The organism is Salipiger sp. CCB-MM3 (genome assembly GCF_001687105.1).
Classification (GTDB): domain Bacteria; phylum Pseudomonadota; class Alphaproteobacteria; order Rhodobacterales; family Rhodobacteraceae; genus Salipiger.
The window spans coordinates 662,209-678,847 of record NZ_CP014595.1 but is presented as its reverse complement, the minus strand read 5'-3'; the positions used below and the strand labels follow the sequence as shown (position 1 = coordinate 678,847).

Below are 16,639 nucleotides of genomic sequence, written 5' to 3'. Positions count from 1 at the left end.
TGCGGGAACGTCCTACCCGCGCGACCGACCGAAGGAGACGAAGATGGCGCATCGCCGCACCGCCGCCCGCACCGCACGGGCCCTTGCAACTGCCTTTGCGCTGATCCTGCCCAACGCTGCGCTGCACGCGCAGCAAGCCGCCCGTGAGGTCGGGGTGATCACCCTTGAGACGGCCGAGGTTCCCTATTCGGTGACGCTGCCGGGGCGGTCCACCGCCTTCGAAGAAGTGGCGATCCGCCCGCGCGTCGACGGGGTGATCTCGGAAATCCTCTACGAGCCGGGCAGCGACGTGAAAAAGGGCGACGTGCTCTTCCGCATCGACGGCGACACCTATCAGGCCGATGTGGCGGCGGCAGAGGCGGATGTGGCGGGCGCCGAGGCGGCGCAGCGCAGCGCCGAAGCGACGCTCTCGCGCTATCAAAAGCTGGTCGGCACCGGGGTGACGGCGGCGGATGTGGACACTGCTGAGGTCGACGTGATGCAGGCCAAGGCGACGCTCAGCGCGGCGCAGGCGGCTCTGGAACTGGCGCAGCTCGATCTCGACCGCACCGAGATCGCCAGCCCGATTGACGGCATCGCGGTGCTGCCGGAGGTGTCTGTCGGCGATCTGGTCACCGCCAACCAGTCGGACGAGCTGACCACCGTGACGCGGATCGACCCGATTTATGTCGACGTGCAGGAGTCGATCACGCGCATCCAGCAGACCCGCGCGCGGCTCGATCAGGGCTCGCTCAATCGCGGCGAGAGGATCGAGGCAGAGCTGGAGCTGGAGAATGGCGCGATGTTCGAAGGGCAGGGCACCTTTGTTTCGCCGCCGGTCAGCGTGTCGACCACCACCGGCACTTCGGTGGTGCGCCTGCGCTTCGACAACCCGCGCCGGGGCATCCTGCCGGGACAGTTCCTGCGCGTGAAGCTGACCTTCGGCACCACGCCCGCCGTTCTGGTGCCACAGAACGCCACCTCGCGCGCCTCTGACGGCACGCTGACTGCCTTTGTCTATCAGGACGGCACGGCGGTGAAACGCACGCTCACCTACGATGGCAGCTACAACAACGCGTGGATGGTGAGCGAAGGCGTCGAAGCCGGAGAGCAGCTGATCGTCGACGGTCTGCGCAACCTGCAGGACGGCGCATCGGTCACCCCGGTGGAGGTGGCGATCTCGGAGACTGGCGTGGTCACCCGCAGCGATGGTGAGGCCGAAAGCTTCGGCGGCGCGCCCTCGGAGAACGAGGGCTGATCCATGGGTAACTTCTTTATTGCGCGCCCGGTTTTCGCTTGGGTGCTGGCGATCCTCACCATGCTGGGCGGCGCGCTCGCCGTGGTCACCCTGCCGGTCAGCCAATATCCCGACATTGCGCCCACCTCGGTGCGCATCTCTGCCACCTACACCGGCGCCACCGCCGAGGCGGTGCAGAACTCGGTCACCCGCGAGATCGAAGACGCGATGACCGGCCTCGATGGCATGCTCTACATGACCTCCAGCTCGTCGCAGGGGCGCGCGTCGATCGAAATCATCTTCGACGAAAGCATCGATCCGGTGGACGCGCAGAATGACGTGCAGTCCAAGGTCAGTCAGGTGGAGGGACGTCTGCCGACCGCCGTGCAGAGCCAAGGCGTGAGCGTCTCGCGCTCGTCCTCGTCGATCCTGATGGTTGGCGCGCTGGTCGACACCACCGGCACTTACAGCACGCTGGAGCTGGGCGACATCATGTCGACCAGTGTCGAAGGGCCGATAGAGCGGCTCGAAGGGGTGGGCGGCGTGCAAAGCTTCGGCTCTGGCTATGCCATGCGCATCTGGCTCGATCCGCTGTCGCTGGCGCGCTACCAGCTCACCGCCTCGGATGTGACCAGCGCGGTTTCAGCGCAGAACTCAACGGTCTCGGTGGGCTCGCTGGGCGAGCAGCCCACCACGCGTGGCCAGCAGTTCACCGCCACGATCACCGCCCAAAGCCAGCTGACCACGGTGGAAGAGTTCAACTCTATCCTGCTGCGCTCGTCCGAAGAGGGCGGCGTGGTGCGGCTGGGCGACGTGGCGCGGGTCGAAATCGGGCAGGAGGACTACGGCGGCGACTCGCGGTTCAACGGGCTGAACTCTTCGGGCTTCGGGGTGAATCTCGAGACCGGCGCCAATGCCGTGGACACCGCCGCACGGGTCCGCGCGCAGCTCGACACGCTGAGCAGCGCGCTGCCCGAGGGGGTGGAGTTCCGCACCGCCTATGACACCTCGCCGTTTGTCGAGCTGTCGATCGAGCAGGTCTACCACACGCTTTTCGAGGCGATCGTGCTGGTGCTCGCGGTGCTGATGATCTTCTTGCAAAGCTGGCGCGCCACGCTGGTGCCGCTGATCGCCGTTCCGGTGGTGCTGCTGGGCACGTTCGGCGTGCTGATGGCGACGGGCTACACGATCAACACGCTGACCATGTTCGCCATGGTGCTCGCCATCGGCCTGCTGGTGGATGACGCCATCGTCGTCGTCGAAAACGTCGAACGTCTGATGGAGGAGGAAAAGCTCTCGGCCTATGAGGCGACCAAACGCTCGATGAGCCAGATCACCAGCGCCCTTGTGGGGATCAACGTGGTGCTGGCGGCGGTGTTTCTGCCCATGGCCTTCTTTGGCGGCTCGACCGGGGTGATCTACCGGCAGTTCTCGATCACCATGGTGGCGGCGATGGCGCTGTCGCTGGTGATGGCGATTATCCTCTCGCCGCCGATGTCGGCGCGGCTGCTGAAGCCCGCGCATGGCCCGGCGAAATTCCCCCCGGCGCGCTGGTTCAACACCGGCCTTGCCAAGGTGACCGAGGGCTATGGCCGCGCCGTCGGCTGGTCGCTGAAGATGCCCGCGCTGGTGCTGCTTGTGCTGGCGGGATCGCTGGGCGGCGCGTGGCTGGTCAATGAGCGGCTCACCTCCTCGTTCATCCCGACCGAGGATCAGGGTGTGCTGATGACGATGATCAATCTCACCGAAGGCGCCACCACCCAGCAGACGCTGGCCACACTGGAACAGGTCGAGGACTATCTGCTCAATCAGGAAGGCGAGGCGGTGGAAAGCACCTTTGCCTCGCTCGGCTTTGGCTTCAGCGGATCGGGCCAGAACCAGGCGATGGTCTTCGTCAAGCTGCGCGACTTCGAAGAGCGCGAGGACAATCCTGCGCTTTCGGCCAGCGCCGTGGCGGCACGTGCCACTGCCGCTTTCGCCTCGAGCCGCGCCGGGCAGATCATGGTGATGCAGCCGCCGGCAATTCGCGGGCTCGGCAACACCGGGGGCTTTTCCTTCTACCTCGTCGATCAGGCTGGCAATGGCATCGAATCCCTTCAGGACGCCGCGGACGCGCTGGAGGCAGAGGCCGCGGCGCGGCCAGAGATTGCCAACGTGCGCGTCTCGGGCACCGAGGACGAGAGCGCGCTGCGCATCCAAATCGACCGCGAGAAGGCCGAGAGCTTTGGCCTCACGCTGTCCGAGATCAACTCGATGCTCTCGGTGATCTTCTCGGGCGATGAGGTGAATGATTTTATCATGGGCTCGGAACTGCGGCCGGTGATCGTGCAGGCGGATGCCGAGCACCGCATGCAGCCGGACAACATCATGGATTGGTACGCCAAGAACTCGGATGGCGAGATGGTGCCTTTCTCGGCCTTCATGACCACCAAGTGGGAGCCGGTGGCGCCGCGTCTGCAGCGCTATTCGGCAACCTCGGCCATCGAAGTTTCCGGCTCGCCCGCGGCGGGCGTCAGTTCCGGCACCGCGATGGAGGTGATGCAGGAACTGGTGAGTGACATGGACGGCGGTTACGCGCTGGCGTGGACTGGCCTGTCGTATCAGGAGCAGCAGTCGGGCGCGCAGGCGCCGCTGCTCTACGCGATTTCGGGGCTGGTGGTCTTCCTTGCGCTGGCGGCGCTCTACGAGAGCTGGGCGATCCCCTTCTCGGTTATGCTGTCGGTGCCGGTGGGGCTGTTGGGCGCGCTGCTGGCGGCCTATCTCTTTGGCCAGTCGAACGACGTCTACTTCAAGGTTGGCATCCTGACGACGATCGGCCTCGCGGCGCGCAACGCTATCCTCATCGTCGAGTTTGCCGAAGACCTGCGCGCGCAGGGCCGCAGCATCGCACAGGCGGCGCAAGAGGCGGCGCAGCTGCGCCTGCGGCCGATCCTGATGACCGCGCTGACCTTCATCCTCGGGGTGGTGCCACTGGCCACCGCCAGCGGGGCCGGGGCGGCGGCGCAGAACGCCATCGGCACCGGGGTGATCGGCGGCATGCTGGCCTCGACGGTGATCGGCATCTTCCTCGTGCCGGGGTTCTACGTGCTGGTGATGCGGCTGGTGCGAAGGGTCAGCGGCGGCACGGCCTGACGCGCCGCGCGGGCGTCAGACGATTTTCTGCAGCAGGCGGATCAACGTCTCACGCTCGCGCGCCCGCAGCGGCGACAGGGTTTCGGCGGTGACGGCAAGCACGCCCGCGACGGTGTTGTTCACCATGGCCTGTCCGGCATCGGTCAGCGACACCAACTGCCGGCGCTTGTCCTTGGGATCGCGCTCGGTGTGCAAGAGGCCGCGCGTGCTCAGCCGGTCAACCACGCCTTTGGTGGTCGCGCCATCCATGGCGACGGACCGGCCCAGAAAGTTCTGCGACATCGGCCCCATTTCGGCCAGCCGGTGCATCACCGAAAACTGCATCGGGGTCAGCGCGCCGTCGATCTTGTCCGAGAAGATCGTGCAGTTGCGCTGGTAGGCACGCCGCAGCAGATAGCCCACCTGCTCGTCGAGGTGATAGTCCTGCGTCGTGCTGCAGGCGGGTTTGGAGATATCGGCCAAGCGCAAAGTCCTCCGGTCCTTCCAGACCTAAGGCGCGGCGGCGGCTGCGGCAATCGTGATTGGCGCTATTTGGCGTCAATGGCTAGACCGAAAGATAGGCGTCGCGGATTTCTGGTTGTTTTTCGAGCGTTTCAAAGCTGCCGTCGAATTTCTTCTGCCCGGATTCGAGGATGATCGCCCGGTCTGCCACGGCGCGGGCGAAATGCAGGTTCTGCTCGGAGATGAGAACCGTCAGCCCCTGCGATTTCAACGCCGCGATGCTGCGCGCCATCTGCTCGACAATCACCGGCGCGATGCCCTCGGAGGGCTCGTCGAGCAGCAGCAGCGCCGGGTTGCCCATCAGGGTGCGTGCGATGCTCAGCATCTGCTGCTCGCCGCCCGACATCTGCTTGCCGCGGTTGTTGCGGCGCTCGGCGAGGTTGGGGAAAAGCTCGAACAGCTGCTCGACGGTCCAATGCGGCGCGCCCTCACGCCGGGGCTGGCGCCCGACCTCGAGGTTCTCCAGCACCGTCAGATCGGTGAACACGCGCCGGTCCTCGGGGACATAGCCGAGCCCGGCCTTGGCGACCCGATAGGCAGGCAGCCCCACCAGCTCGCGCCCCTCGAAGCGCACCGAGCCTTGTCGCGGGCGCAGCAGCTGCATCACCGATTTCATCGTGGTGGATTTGCCCGCCCCGTTGCGCCCCAGAAGCGCCACCACCTCGCCGCGCTGCACCGCAAAGCTCAGATCGCTGAGGATATGCGCCTTGCCGTAGAAGCTGTGGATGCCTTTGAGCTCAAGCATCCTGCGCCTCCTTGAACAGCGTCCCGCCGCCCAGATAGACCTCTTGCACCTTGGGATCGCGGCGCACCTCTTCGGCGCTGCCGTCGGCGATCAGCTGGCCCCGGTTCAGCACCATGATGTGATGGGCATGGGCAAAGACCACATCCATGTCGTGCTCGGTGAACAGCACCGACAGCCCCTCGTCGCGCACAATGTCGGCGACCAGCTGCATCAGCTCGATACGCGCCGAGGGGGCCATGCCCGCCGTCGGCTCGTCCATCAGAAGAAGGCGCGGGCGGTGGCAGAGCGCAATGGCCAGTTCCAGCCGCTTGAGATCGCCATAGGCCAGCACCGAGCAGGGGCGGTCGGCCTGATCTTCGAGCGAGACCGTGCGCAGGAATTCCAGCGCCTCGTCGCGATAGAGCTTCCACGTCCGCGCTCCGAAAGAGAAGATGCGCCCATGGTGGCTGATCAGCGCCATCTGCACGTTCTCGATGACGCTCATAGACCGGTACGTCCCGGTGATCTGGAACGTCCGCCCGACACCTTTACGCCAGATGTCACGCGGGCGCTGACCGGTGATCCGCGCACCGCCGAGATAGACCTCGCCCGCGGTGGGCCTGAGCTGCCCGGAGAGCATGTTGAAGCAGGTGGATTTGCCCGCGCCATTGGGGCCGATGAGTGCCTTCAGCTCGCCCTGCCGCACGGAAAAGGAGACGTCTTCGACCGCGAGGAAGCCGTCGTAGCTTTTGCGCAGGTGCTCGGCGCGGAGGATCTCGGTCATCGGCTCTGCTCCTCGTCGCTGTGGTGCAGACGGCCCGCCAGCCTGCGCAGGGTGCCGACGATGCCCTCGGGCATCAGGATGACCACGGCGATGATCACCAGCCCCAGCAGCAGCCGCCAGTATTCAAGCCGGGTGAGCCAGTGCTCGACCGTGGTCATGAAGCTGGCACCCACCACGCCGCCCGCGAGCGTCTTCACCCCGCCGAGGAAGACCACAATCAGCGCGTCGAAACTCTTGACGATCTCAAGCTCGGTGGGAAAGACCGATCCCTTGGAGAAGACGAAGAGGCCGCCCGCGAGCCCCGCCATCATACCGGCCAGCGCGAAGGCCATCAGCTGCACCCGCTTGACGTTGATCCCCATGGCTTCGGCCTGCCGCGGGCTGTCGCGTCCGGAGCGCAGCGCGTAGCCAAAGGGCGCATGAATGATATGGCGCAGGGTGAGGATGCCGCCCACGCCGAAGGCCAGCGTGAAGTAGTAATAGGGCATAGTGCCGTTCAGCCAGTCTGCCGGCCAGATGTTGATCAGCCCGTCGTCGCCGCGCGTGACGCTGCGCCATTGGAAGGCCAGCGACCAGACAAGCTGGCTGAAGGCGAGTGTCAGCATGGCGAAATAGACCCCCGAAAGGCGGATGCAGAACCAGCCGATACCCAGAGCCAGCAGCCCCGCTGCCAGCGGCGCGAAGAGGAAGGCCAGCTCCATCGGGGTCTCGGTGTGGTAGACCAGCAGCGCCGCGGCATAGGCCCCGCCGCCGAAGAAGGCCGCATGCCCGAAGCTCACCAGCCCGCCGCTGCCGAGGATGAAATGCAGGCTGGCGGCGAAAAGCGCGAAGACCACGATGTCGATCACCAGCACCATCAGGAACTGGTCGGCAAAGAGCGGCAGCGCGGCGAGGGCTGCAAGCAGTAGGGCGGTGAGCGCCATCCCGAAAGGGCCATAGGGACGGATGGGCGTCTCGGGCGCGCCGACCTGCCCATGCTCGCCCGCCACCTCCTCGCGGCCCAGCAGACCATAGGGGCGGATGATCAGCACCACCGCCATGACCACGAACATCAGCACCAGCGTCGATTGCGGCAGGTAGGTCACCCCGAAGACCCCCAGCACAGAAATCAACACCGAGGCGATGAAGGCCCCCGGCAGGCTGCCCATGCCGCCGATCACCACCACCACGAAGACCGCGCCGATGATGTTAAAATCCATCAGGAGATCGGCCCCGCCCTTGGGCAGTTGCAGCGCGCCGCCCCAGCCCGCCAGCGCCGAGCCGAGCGCGAAGACCCCGGTGAAGAGCCACGCCTGATTGACCCCCAGCGCGCCGACCATCTCGCGGTCCTGCGTTGCGGCGCGCACGAGGATACCCAGCCGGGTGCGGGTGATCAGATACCACAGCGCCAGCAGGATGACCGGCGTGAGCGCGATCAGAACGATGTCATACTTGGGCACCGGCTCGCCGAAGATGCGCCAGACCCCGCGCAACCCCGGCGCGCGCCGGCCGAGCCGGTCTTCGGCACCCCAGATCATCAGCGCCAGATCCTGAATGACGAGGATCACCCCAAAGGTGGCCACAAGCTGAAAGAGCTCTGGCGCGCGGTAGATGCGGCGCAGCACGATCACTTCGACCAGCGCGCCGATCAGCCCCACGGCAAGCCCGGTCAGCACGATCGCTCCCCAGAAGCCGACCGCGCCCGGCAGCACCTCCATCAGGGTCACGCCGATAAAGGCCCCGAGCATGTAGAAGGACCCATGCGCGAAGTTCACGATCCGCGTGACGCCAAAGATCAGCGACAGCCCTGAGGCCACGAGAAACAGCGCCGCGGCATTGGCGAGGCCGGTCAGGAACTGGGCGAGGAAGAAGGCCATGGTGGGGAAGGCTCGGATGGGGAAGGGGGCGGGGCGCTGCCCCTCATAGCCTTGCGGCCAATTCACCCCGGAGTATTTGCGGAAAGATGAAAGGGGAGGCAGCGCGGCCTCCCCCGGAGCGCCTCAGTCGGCGGGGCGCATTTTGCGGATGTCCTCGTCGGAGGGCATGTAGGGTGTGGGGTCCTTGTAGGACCAGTCCACCATCACGCCTTCGCCCGCATCGTTCAGCGCCGTGGTGCCAACGTAGGCGCCCAAGGTCGATTGGTTGTCGAGCGCGCGGTAGTGCAGCGGCCCGATCGGCGTGTCGGGAATGTCGAGCCCCTCGAAGGCTTCGCGGATCGCCTCGGTCTCGGTGCTGCCGGCGCGTTCGATGGCGGCGGCGACCGAGAGCGCGGTCAGATAGCCGACGTTGCTGCCGTTCTTCGGGGTTTCACCGAACATCTCTTCATAAGCTCCGACGAAGGCACCGCCAGGCGTGTCCGCGGCGAAATCATACCAAGGATAGCCGGTGACGAACCAGCCCTCGGGGGCCTCCTCGCCGAGCGGCTCGAAATATTCCGGCTCGCCGGTCAGCAGCCCGTAGACGTCGCGCCCGTCGAAGAGGCCGCGGTCGGTGCCCTGACGGACGAATTTGGCCAGATCAGTGCCGAAGGTGACATTGTAGATCGCGTCGGGCTTGGAGCGCTCCAGCGCCTGTACCTCGGCGCCGGCGTCGATCTTGAACAGCGCGGGCCATTGCTCGGCGACGAACTCCACCTCGGGCTTGAGCCGCTTGAGGTTGGTCTTGAAGGCCTCGACCGCCTCGGTGCCATAGGCGTAATTCGGCGCGATGGTGGCATAGCGGATGGCGTCGGTGGTTGCCGCCTGCTCGGCCAGCATCGCCGCCTGCACCCATGTCGAGGTGCGCAGCCGGAAGGTGTAGGGATTGCCCGAGCCCCAGACCAGAGTGTCCGCCAGCGGCTCGGAGGCGAGATAGACGTGCTGCTTCTCGGCGGCGTAGGAGCTGAGCGCGAGCCCGACGTTGCTGAGGATGGTGCCGGTGAGCATCACCGTGCCGTCGCGGGTCATCAATTCCTCGGCGATGCGCACCGCCTCGGCGGGATCGCCCTGATCGTCGCGGAAGACGAACTCCAGAGGACGGCCCAGCACGCCGCCGTCCGCATTGATTTCGCTGACCGCCAGTTCGATGCCCTTGCGGTAGGGCTCGGCGAAGGCTGCAAGGCGCTTGTAGTGGTTGATGTCGCCGATCTTGATCGGGGCATCGGTGCTCTCCTGGGCGAGCGCGGCGGCCGGGACCAGCGCCAATGCGGCGGCGGTGGCGAGAACGGTGCGTCGAAGCAGGGTCATTGCGGCGTCTTTCTCCTGTTGCGCGGCGCGGGGGCAGACCGCTACGACCCTCTTACGCCGGAACGTCGCCTCTTACCAAGGTGCTGTGCGGGAGTTTTCGGTTGGCGCCGTTGCCCGGGGGCGCTGCCCCCGCCGCGCCGGGGCGCGGCTCCCCCGGCGTATTTTTGAAGAGAAGAAGCCTATGGGGACGCTCAGCGGAGGCGTTGCGCGACGGGGCGCTTGGCGCTAGGACTGCGCGCCAAAGCGCGCCAGAACCCGACCGCGCGAGCCTTAGGAGAGACGATCATGACGCGAGCCTTCATCTTCCCCGGTCAGGGGGCGCAGACCATCGGCATGGGCAAGGCGCTGGCCGAGGCCTATCCGGCGGCGAAAGCCGTGTTCGACGAGGTGGACGCGGCGCTGGGCGAGAGCCTCTCGTCGCTGATCTGGGACGGCGACATCGAGACGCTCACCCTCACCGAAAACGCCCAGCCCGCGCTTATGGCAACCTCGCTGGCGGCGATGCGCGCGCTCGAGGCCGAGGGCATCGAGATCGGAGCGGCCAGCTTCGTCGCGGGTCACTCGCTGGGCGAATATTCGGCTCTGACCGCCGCGGGCGCGCTGAGCGTCGGCGATGCGGCGAAACTGCTGCGCACCCGCGGCAAGGCCATGCAGCAGGCGGTGCCGGTGGGTCAGGGCGCCATGGCGGCGCTGCTGGGCCTCGATCTGGCCACCGCCCGCGCCGTCGCCGAAGAGGCCGCGCAGGGCGAGGTCTGTGCCGCGGCCAATGACAACGACCCGTCGCAGGTGGTGATCTCGGGCGACAAGGCTGCGGTCGAGCGCGCCGTGGAGATCGCCAAGGAGAAGGGCGCCAAGCGTGCGCTGCTGCTGCCGGTGAGCGCCCCCTTCCACTGCGCGCTGATGGCCCCCGCCGCCGAGGTCATGGCCGAGGCGCTGGAGCAGGTCGACATCACCGCGCCCAAGGTGCCGCTGGTGGCCAATGTGATCGCCGAGGCGGTGACCGATCCCGCCCGCATCCGTGCGCTGCTGGTCGAGCAGGTCACCGGCTCGGTGCGCTGGCGCGAGTCGGTCGAGTATATGGTCGCGCAGGGCGCGGATGAGTTCTGGGAGATCGGCGCGGGCAAAGCGCTCTCGGGTATGGTGAAGCGCATTCACCGCCCGGCCACGCTGCGCAACATCGGCGCGCCCGATGACGTAAAGGCCGCGCTCGAAGCGGTCTGAGGCGCGCCTCAGCTCAGCCAACAGCAAACAAGGGCGGTGCCATGCGGCGCCGCCCTTCGTGCATTCCGGGCGTGTGCATGCTGGGCGCGACCAGCGCCTTTCATTGTTCCACAAGTACGCCTCCGACCGCCTTCGCCCGCGCCCCGCCGGGCCGAGGCCGCACCTTGACGCCCGACCCGACTCGCCGCAGGGTGGCGCCACTCACCCGGGGGGTCCCGACAAGGGGCTGAGATTCTGCTGGCGTTCGCGCAGCGCAGTGACCCGACGAACCTGATCCAGTTCATACTGGCGTAGGGATGGTGCACTGGCGTTGCCGGGGGCTCTGCGCCCCGGATCTTGCGGATAGGACAAGCGGGGCAGACCCGTGCCTTGCCCGCAGCAATGTCACCCCATTCACGCACCGGAACTGGGTCTCCACCGCTTCGAGCTTGGAGGCTCCGACCGATGAAAGACCTGACCCCAACAGTCACCTGCGGGCCGCTGCCCGCCTCGCGCCGCGTTTGGCATGAGGGTGCGCTGCACCCGCAGATCCGCGTGCCCATGCGCGAGATCGACCTGCATCCGTCCGCCGGTGAGCCGCCGGTGACCGTCTATGACAGCTCCGGCCCCTATACCGATCCCGGCGCCGAGATCGCCATCGACCGCGGTCTGCCGCGCCTGCGCGGGGGCTGGGTTCGCGCCCGCGCCGACACCGAAAGCTACGATGGCCGCCATGTGAAGCCCGAGGACAACGGCTTTGCCGAAGGCGCGCGTCTGGTGCCCGAGTTTCCGGTCCGCCACGCGCCGCGCCGGGGCAAGGACGGCAAGGCTGTCACCCAGATGGCCTATGCCCGCGCCGGGATCGTCACGCCGGAGATGGAGTTCGTCGCCATCCGCGAGAACCTCGGGCGCAAGGCCGCCAAGGCGCAGCTGGAACGGGACGGGCAGGACTGGGGCGCGTCGATCCCCGACCATGTGACGCCGGAGTTCGTGCGCGACGAGATCGCCAAGGGCCGCGCGATCATCCCGGCGAACATCAACCACCCCGAGCTTGAGCCGATGATCATCGGGCGCAACTTTCTGGTGAAGATCAACGCCAATATCGGCAACTCGGCGGTGACCTCTTCGATGGCTGAGGAGGTGGAGAAAATGGTCTGGGCGACGCGCTGGGGGGCTGACACGGTCATGGACCTGTCGACCGGGCGCAACATCCACAACATCCGCGACTGGATCCTGCGCAACGCGCCAGTACCCATCGGCACGGTGCCGCTCTATCAGGCGCTGGAGAAGGTCGGCGGCATCGCCGAGGATCTAAGCTGGGAGGTGTTTCGCGACACGCTGATCGAGCAAGCCGAGCAGGGGGTGGATTACTTCACCATCCACGCCGGCGTGCGGCTGCATATGATCCCGATGACGGTGAACCGGGTGACGGGGATCGTCAGCCGCGGCGGCTCGATCATGGCCAAATGGTGCCTGCACCACCACCGCGAGAGCTTTCTCTACGAGCATTTCGACGAGATCTGCGAGATCGCGCGGGCCTATGACGTGTCGTTCTCGCTGGGTGACGGGCTGCGCCCGGGCTCCATCGCCGACGCCAACGATCAGGCGCAGTTTGCCGAGCTGGAGACGCTGGGCGAGCTGACGCAGGTGGCGTGGAAGCACGAGTGTCAGGTGATGATCGAGGGGCCGGGCCATGTGGCCATGCACAAGATCAAGGCCAATATGGACAAGCAGCTTGAGACCTGCGGCGAGGCGCCGTTCTACACGCTCGGGCCGCTCACCACGGATATCGCGCCGGGCTATGATCACATCACCAGCGGCATCGGGGCGGCGATGATCGGTTGGTTCGGCACGGCGATGCTGTGCTACGTGACGCCCAAGGAGCACCTCGGCCTGCCGGACCGCGACGATGTGAAGACCGGGGTGATCACCTATAAGATCGCCGCCCATGCCGCCGATCTCGCCAAGGGCCACCCGGCGGCGCAGATCCGCGACGATGCGCTTTCGCGCGCCCGCTTCGAGTTCCGCTGGGAGGATCAGTTCAATCTCGCGCTCGATCCCGACACAGCGCGGTCCATGCATGACGAGACCCTGCCCAAGGAGGCGCATAAGGTGGCGCATTTCTGCTCCATGTGCGGGCCGAAGTTCTGCTCGATGCGGATCAGCCACGACATCCGCGCCGAGGCCCAGAAAGAGGGCATGGCGAAGATGGCAGAGAAATTCCGCGAGGGCGGCGCGCTTTATCTGCCGCTGAACGAGGAGGACAAGGCATGACCGCTGGCGCGCTGCTGAAGGAGATGCGCGGCACCAATCCGCTTGTGCAATGCATCACCAACTACGTGGCGATGAACATCGCCGCGAACGTGCTGCTGGCGTCGGGGGCGTCTCCGGCCATGGTCTCGGACGCCGAGGAGGCGGGCGAGTTCGCTGGCATCGCCCACGCGCTGACGGTCAACATCGGCACTTTGTCCGAGCCCTTTGTCGAGGGGATGCGCGCGGCCATCGCCGGGGCGCAGGCGGCGGGCAAGCCATGGGTGCTCGATCCGGTGGCCTGTCAGGCGACGGGGCTGCGGCGGCGGGTCTCGGCCGAATTGCTGGCGCTGAAGCCGACGGTGGTGCGCGGCAATGCCTCCGAGATCCTCTCGCTCGCTGGGGAGGCCAGTCGCGGGCAGGGCGTCGACGGGCGCGACGGGGTGGAGGCCGCCGAGGCCGCCGCCCGCGCGCTGGCGCGTCAGACCGGCGGCGTGGTGGCGGTGACCGGGGCGGTGGATTTCGTCACCGACGGCAGCCGTGCCGTGCGGATCGGTGGCGGCTCGCGGTGGATGCCGCTGAACACCGCGCTTGGCTGTTCGCTCACCGGCCTCTGCGGGGCTTATGTGGGGCTCGGCGGCGACCCGTTCGAGGCGACCGTCGCGGCGCTCTCTCATTACGCCGTGGCCGGAAGCCACGCGCATGAGGGGGCGACGGGGCCGGGCAGTTTCGCGCCCCGCTTCCTCGATGCGCTGCATGCGCTGACGCCCGAGGCGCTGGACGCCGGGGCCGATCTGCGCGTGCTGGAAGATGCCGCATGAGGCGCTTTGACCTGTCGGTCTATCTGGTGCTCGATCCCGGCCTCTGCGCCGGGATCGGCCTGGTCGAAACGGCGCGTCTTGCGGTGCAGGGCGGGGCCACGATGGTGCAGCTGCGCGACAAGGACGGCGGCACCGCGCGAATGATCGAGACCGGGCGGGCGCTGAAGGCGGCGCTGGCGGGCTCGGGCGCGCTGCTCATCGTCAATGACGACGTCGAGGCCGCGCGGGTGATCGGTGCGGACGGGCTGCACGTGGGGCAGGGCGATATGACCCCCGCCGAAGCGCGGGCGCGCGTCGGCCCGGAGATGCTGCTGGGGCTCTCGGTGGAAAGCCCGGACCTGGCGCGGGCGGCCCCTCCCGCGCTGGTGGACTATGTGGGGGCCGGGCCGGTCTTTGCCACCCCCACCAAGCCCGACCACAAGCAGCCCGTGGGCTGGGACGGGCTGGCGGCGCAGGTGGCGGCTTGCCCGGTGCCCGCGGTGGCCATCGGCGGGCTGAAGGCGCATCATGCCGCGCCGGCGAAGGACGCAGGAGCGCAGGGCCTTGCCGTGGTCTCTGCGATCTGCGGCCAGCCGGACCCTGCGGCAGCGGCGCGGGAGATTGCCCGCGCCTGGGCCGCGGCCTAGCCCCACATTTCGTGAAAATGGTGCAGCGGCCCGTGGCCGCCGCCCACCTCCAGCCGGTCCGACGCGGCCAGCGCGCCTTGCAGATAGCGCTTCGCCTCATCCACCGCCTCGGGCAGCGTCTTGCGTGGCAGCAGCGCGGCGATGGCGGCAGAGAGCGTGCAGCCGGTGCCGTGGTCGTTCTTGGTGGCGATGCGCGGCGCGCTGTAGCTGCGGGTCTGTCCCTGCCACCACAGAAGGTCGGTGCTCTCGGGGCTGCCGGTCAGATGGCCGCCCTTGAGCAGCACCGCCTCTGGCCCCATGGCGGCCAGCGCGGGCAGTTCTGTGGCCATCTCCTCGGCGCTCCAGTCCTCCCCGCGCGAGAGCAGCACGGCGGCCTCGGGCAGATTGGGGGTGATCAGCGTTGCCAGCGGCACCAGATCTGCGCGCAGCGCCGCCACCGCCTCGGGGTCGAGCAGCGCGTCGCCGCTTTTGGCTACCATCACCGGATCGAACACGATGCTGCGCGCGCCATGGGCCCGCAGGCGCTCGGCCACGGTGCGGATGATCTCGGCGTTGGCGACCATGCCGATCTTTACCGCGTCGACTCGCACATCGTCGAAGACCGCGTCGATCTGCGCCGCGACAAACTCTGGCGGCAGCGCCTCGACCGCGCGCACCCCGCGGGTGTTCTGCGCGACCACGGCGGTGATCACGCTCATGCCGTAGGCACGGTTGGCGCTGAAGGCCTTTAGATCGGCCTGAATGCCCGCACCGCCCGAGGGGTCGGTGCCCGCGATCGTCAGCACGTTGGGGATGCGGGGTGGCATACGGGAAGTTATGTCGGGGGTGGTCAAGGGCGCGGCCTCCATAAATGAGGCCGGCGAGGGCATGCGGTCAGCTCCACCTGTCCCTTCGCCGGCATGATCCGGATCAGGTTCAAAGGGTCACTGCGCCGCACGCATGCCAGCAGTATCTCAGCCCCTTGCCGGGACCCCCCTAGGTGTGGAGGACCCTAGCAGATGCGGCCGGGTGCGAAAGCCCAAAGGCTGGGGAGCGCTGGCGGGAGAGCCGGGGGCGCTGCCCCCGGACCCCCGGGATATTTGCGTCTAGACGAAGGGGCGGGCGTTACGCGCCCCAGGTTTTGCGCAGCACGCGCAGCCAGTTGCCGGAGCAGAGCTTTTCCATCAACGCGGCGTCGAAGCCATGGGCGGTCATGGCGGCGCGCAGATTGGGCAGACCGGCGATGTCGGTGATGCCCTCGGGCACCGTCGCGCCATCGAAATCCGAGCCGAAGCCGACGCGGTCCTCGCCGAGTTTCTCGATCAGATGATCGAAGTGGCGCAGCACCACGTCGAGGCTGCAGGAGGGATCCATCCGCCCGTCGGGGCGCAGGAAGGCCGAAGCGAAGTTGACGCCGACCATACCGTCGCTCTCGGCGATCATCGCAAGCTGGCGGTCGGTGAGGTTGCGCGCGTGCGGGGTGACCGCATAGGCGTTGGAATGGGTGGCGACCAGCGGCGCATCGGTCAGCGCGGCCACATCGTCGACGCCCTTTTCGTTGAGATGCGACAGGTCGATCATGATCTTGAGATCATTGCATTCCTTGACCAGCCGCTTGCCCGCTTCGGATAGCCCGTCGCCGATATCCGGCGTCGAGGGGAAGCGGAAGGGCACGCCATTGCCAAAGATCGTCGGGCGCGACCAGACCGGGCCGAGCGAGCGCAGCCCACGGGCGTGCAGCTCGTGCAGTTCGCTCAGGTCCGGGCCGATGGCTTCGGCGCCCTCGAGGTGCAGCACAGCGGCCATCTTGGGGCCGGTCAGCGCGACCTCGATCTCGGCGGCGGTGGTGCAGGGGGTGATGGCGCCCGCCTCGGCCAGCGCCTCGAAGGCCTCGACCCCCTTCCACGTGGTCTCCAGCGCTTCGGCATGGGGGATCATCTCGGGCAGCGGCAGGTCGTATTGCGGCTGCGCCATCGCGTCCATGTCGTCGCCCGACTTCGAGGGGCTGGGCACGAAGACCGCGAAGAAGCCGCCGCCAAACCCGCCCGAGCGCGCGCGCGGCAGGTCAATGTGGCCGCTGCTCAGCCCGCCGACCACGTCGCTGGCACTGACGGCCCCGCGCAGCAGGCGCAGCAGCAGATCGTTGTGGCCGTCAAAGATGGGCGGGGTCTGGGCAAGGCTCATAGGGGAACTTTCGCGAGTT

At 67.4% G+C, this 16,639-nt stretch carries 13 protein-coding genes and 2 riboswitches; of the genes, 6 read left to right on the top strand and 7 right to left on the bottom strand.

All coding sequences use genetic code 11. The annotated features are described in order from the left end of the window. The first annotated feature begins 43 nt into the window (after positions 1-43). Both AYJ57_RS03300 and AYJ57_RS03295 read left to right on the top strand, forming a co-directional pair. Positions 44-1,237, top strand: coding sequence for an efflux RND transporter periplasmic adaptor subunit (locus tag AYJ57_RS03300; protein ID WP_066101159.1), 1,194 nt, complete (start codon positions 44-46; stop codon positions 1,235-1,237). A gap of 3 nt (positions 1,238-1,240) precedes the next feature. Next, positions 1,241-4,348, top strand: coding sequence for a multidrug efflux RND transporter permease subunit (locus tag AYJ57_RS03295; RefSeq protein ID WP_066101155.1), 3,108 nt, complete (start codon positions 1,241-1,243; stop codon positions 4,346-4,348). A gap of 15 nt (positions 4,349-4,363) precedes the next feature. Here the strand turns inward: AYJ57_RS03295 and AYJ57_RS03290 are convergent, their stop codons facing one another. From AYJ57_RS03290 to AYJ57_RS03270, 5 genes are all read right to left on the bottom strand, one after another. Continuing rightward, positions 4,364-4,810, bottom strand: coding sequence for a MarR family winged helix-turn-helix transcriptional regulator (locus tag AYJ57_RS03290; RefSeq protein ID WP_066101152.1), 447 nt, complete (start codon positions 4,808-4,810; stop codon positions 4,364-4,366). A gap of 82 nt (positions 4,811-4,892) precedes the next feature. Beyond that, a complete protein-coding gene (locus AYJ57_RS03285; RefSeq protein WP_066101149.1) occupies positions 4,893-5,594 on the bottom strand; it encodes an ABC transporter ATP-binding protein in 702 nt (233 codons plus the stop codon). Continuing rightward, the gene (locus AYJ57_RS03280; protein WP_066101146.1) at positions 5,587-6,357 is read right to left on the bottom strand and encodes an ABC transporter ATP-binding protein; all 771 of its coding nucleotides are present in this window, start codon (positions 6,355-6,357) and stop codon (positions 5,587-5,589) included. Before AYJ57_RS03280 ends, AYJ57_RS03285 begins: the two co-directional genes overlap by 8 nt. Next, positions 6,354-8,213 (bottom strand): ABC transporter permease, encoded by a 1,860-nt coding sequence (locus AYJ57_RS03275; RefSeq protein ID WP_066101144.1) that lies wholly within the window; start codon positions 8,211-8,213, stop codon positions 6,354-6,356. The genes AYJ57_RS03280 and AYJ57_RS03275 overlap by 4 nt, the downstream gene beginning before the upstream one ends. Before the next feature lie 123 nt (positions 8,214-8,336). Then, on the bottom strand, positions 8,337-9,560 hold the full coding sequence (locus AYJ57_RS03270) for an ABC transporter substrate-binding protein (protein ID WP_157373937.1): 1,224 nt from the start codon (positions 9,558-9,560) through the stop codon (positions 8,337-8,339). 285 nt (positions 9,561-9,845) lie between these two features. Between AYJ57_RS03270 and fabD the strand changes: the two genes are divergently transcribed. The 4 genes from fabD (at position 9,846) to thiE (ending at position 14,457) form a co-directional block, all read left to right on the top strand. After that, positions 9,846-10,781, top strand: coding sequence for an ACP S-malonyltransferase (gene fabD, locus AYJ57_RS03265; protein WP_066101141.1), 936 nt, complete (start codon positions 9,846-9,848; stop codon positions 10,779-10,781). Between the two features lie 196 nt (positions 10,782-10,977). Beyond that, a riboswitch (TPP riboswitch) is annotated at positions 10,978-11,096 on the top strand. A 129-nt stretch (positions 11,097-11,225) separates the two neighbouring features. Next, the gene (thiC, locus tag AYJ57_RS03260) at positions 11,226-13,034 is read left to right on the top strand and encodes a phosphomethylpyrimidine synthase ThiC (RefSeq protein WP_066101139.1); all 1,809 of its coding nucleotides are present in this window, start codon (positions 11,226-11,228) and stop codon (positions 13,032-13,034) included. Next, a complete protein-coding gene (gene thiM / locus AYJ57_RS03255) occupies positions 13,031-13,831 on the top strand; it encodes a hydroxyethylthiazole kinase (protein ID WP_066101136.1) in 801 nt (266 codons plus the stop codon). Before thiC ends, thiM begins: the two co-directional genes overlap by 4 nt. Then, on the top strand, positions 13,828-14,457 hold the full coding sequence (gene thiE / locus AYJ57_RS03250) for a thiamine phosphate synthase (RefSeq protein WP_066101133.1): 630 nt from the start codon (positions 13,828-13,830) through the stop codon (positions 14,455-14,457). Before thiM ends, thiE begins: the two co-directional genes overlap by 4 nt. Here the strand turns inward: thiE and thiD are convergent. Further along, positions 14,454-15,263, bottom strand: a complete 810-nt coding sequence (gene thiD, locus AYJ57_RS03245; protein ID WP_066101131.1) for a bifunctional hydroxymethylpyrimidine kinase/phosphomethylpyrimidine kinase — start codon at positions 15,261-15,263, stop codon at positions 14,454-14,456. The genes thiE and thiD overlap by 4 nt on opposite strands. A gap of 62 nt (positions 15,264-15,325) precedes the next feature. After that, a riboswitch (TPP riboswitch) is annotated at positions 15,326-15,444 on the bottom strand. A gap of 117 nt (positions 15,445-15,561) precedes the next feature. Next, positions 15,562-16,620: a dipeptidase gene (locus AYJ57_RS03240; protein ID WP_066101128.1), complete on the bottom strand. Its 1,059-nt coding sequence runs from the start codon at positions 16,618-16,620 to the stop codon at positions 15,562-15,564. Positions 16,621-16,639: the final 19 nt, after the last annotated feature.

What these genes read in the sequence shown, in the direction of transcription:
- AYJ57_RS03300 (WP_066101159.1), top strand. Translation starts at nt 44, where the DNA reads ATGGCGCATCGCCGCACCGCCGCCCGCACCGCACGGGCCCTTGCAACT.
- AYJ57_RS03295 (WP_066101155.1), top strand. Translation starts at nt 1,241, where the DNA reads ATGGGTAACTTCTTTATTGCGCGCCCGGTTTTCGCTTGGGTGCTGGCG.
- AYJ57_RS03285 (WP_066101149.1), bottom strand. Translation starts at nt 5,594, where the DNA reads ATGCTTGAGCTCAAAGGCATCCACAGCTTCTACGGCAAGGCGCATATC.
- AYJ57_RS03280 (WP_066101146.1), bottom strand. Translation starts at nt 6,357, where the DNA reads ATGACCGAGATCCTCCGCGCCGAGCACCTGCGCAAAAGCTACGACGGC.
- AYJ57_RS03275 (WP_066101144.1), bottom strand. Translation starts at nt 8,213, where the DNA reads ATGGCCTTCTTCCTCGCCCAGTTCCTGACCGGCCTCGCCAATGCCGCG.
- AYJ57_RS03270 (WP_157373937.1), bottom strand. Translation starts at nt 9,560, where the DNA reads ATGACCCTGCTTCGACGCACCGTTCTCGCCACCGCCGCCGCATTGGCG.
- fabD (WP_066101141.1), top strand. Translation starts at nt 9,846, where the DNA reads ATGACGCGAGCCTTCATCTTCCCCGGTCAGGGGGCGCAGACCATCGGC.
- thiC (WP_066101139.1), top strand. Translation starts at nt 11,226, where the DNA reads ATGAAAGACCTGACCCCAACAGTCACCTGCGGGCCGCTGCCCGCCTCG.
- thiM (WP_066101136.1), top strand. Translation starts at nt 13,031, where the DNA reads ATGACCGCTGGCGCGCTGCTGAAGGAGATGCGCGGCACCAATCCGCTT.
- thiE (WP_066101133.1), top strand. Translation starts at nt 13,828, where the DNA reads ATGAGGCGCTTTGACCTGTCGGTCTATCTGGTGCTCGATCCCGGCCTC.
- thiD (WP_066101131.1), bottom strand. Translation starts at nt 15,263, where the DNA reads ATGCCACCCCGCATCCCCAACGTGCTGACGATCGCGGGCACCGACCCC.
- AYJ57_RS03240 (WP_066101128.1), bottom strand. Translation starts at nt 16,620, where the DNA reads ATGAGCCTTGCCCAGACCCCGCCCATCTTTGACGGCCACAACGATCTG.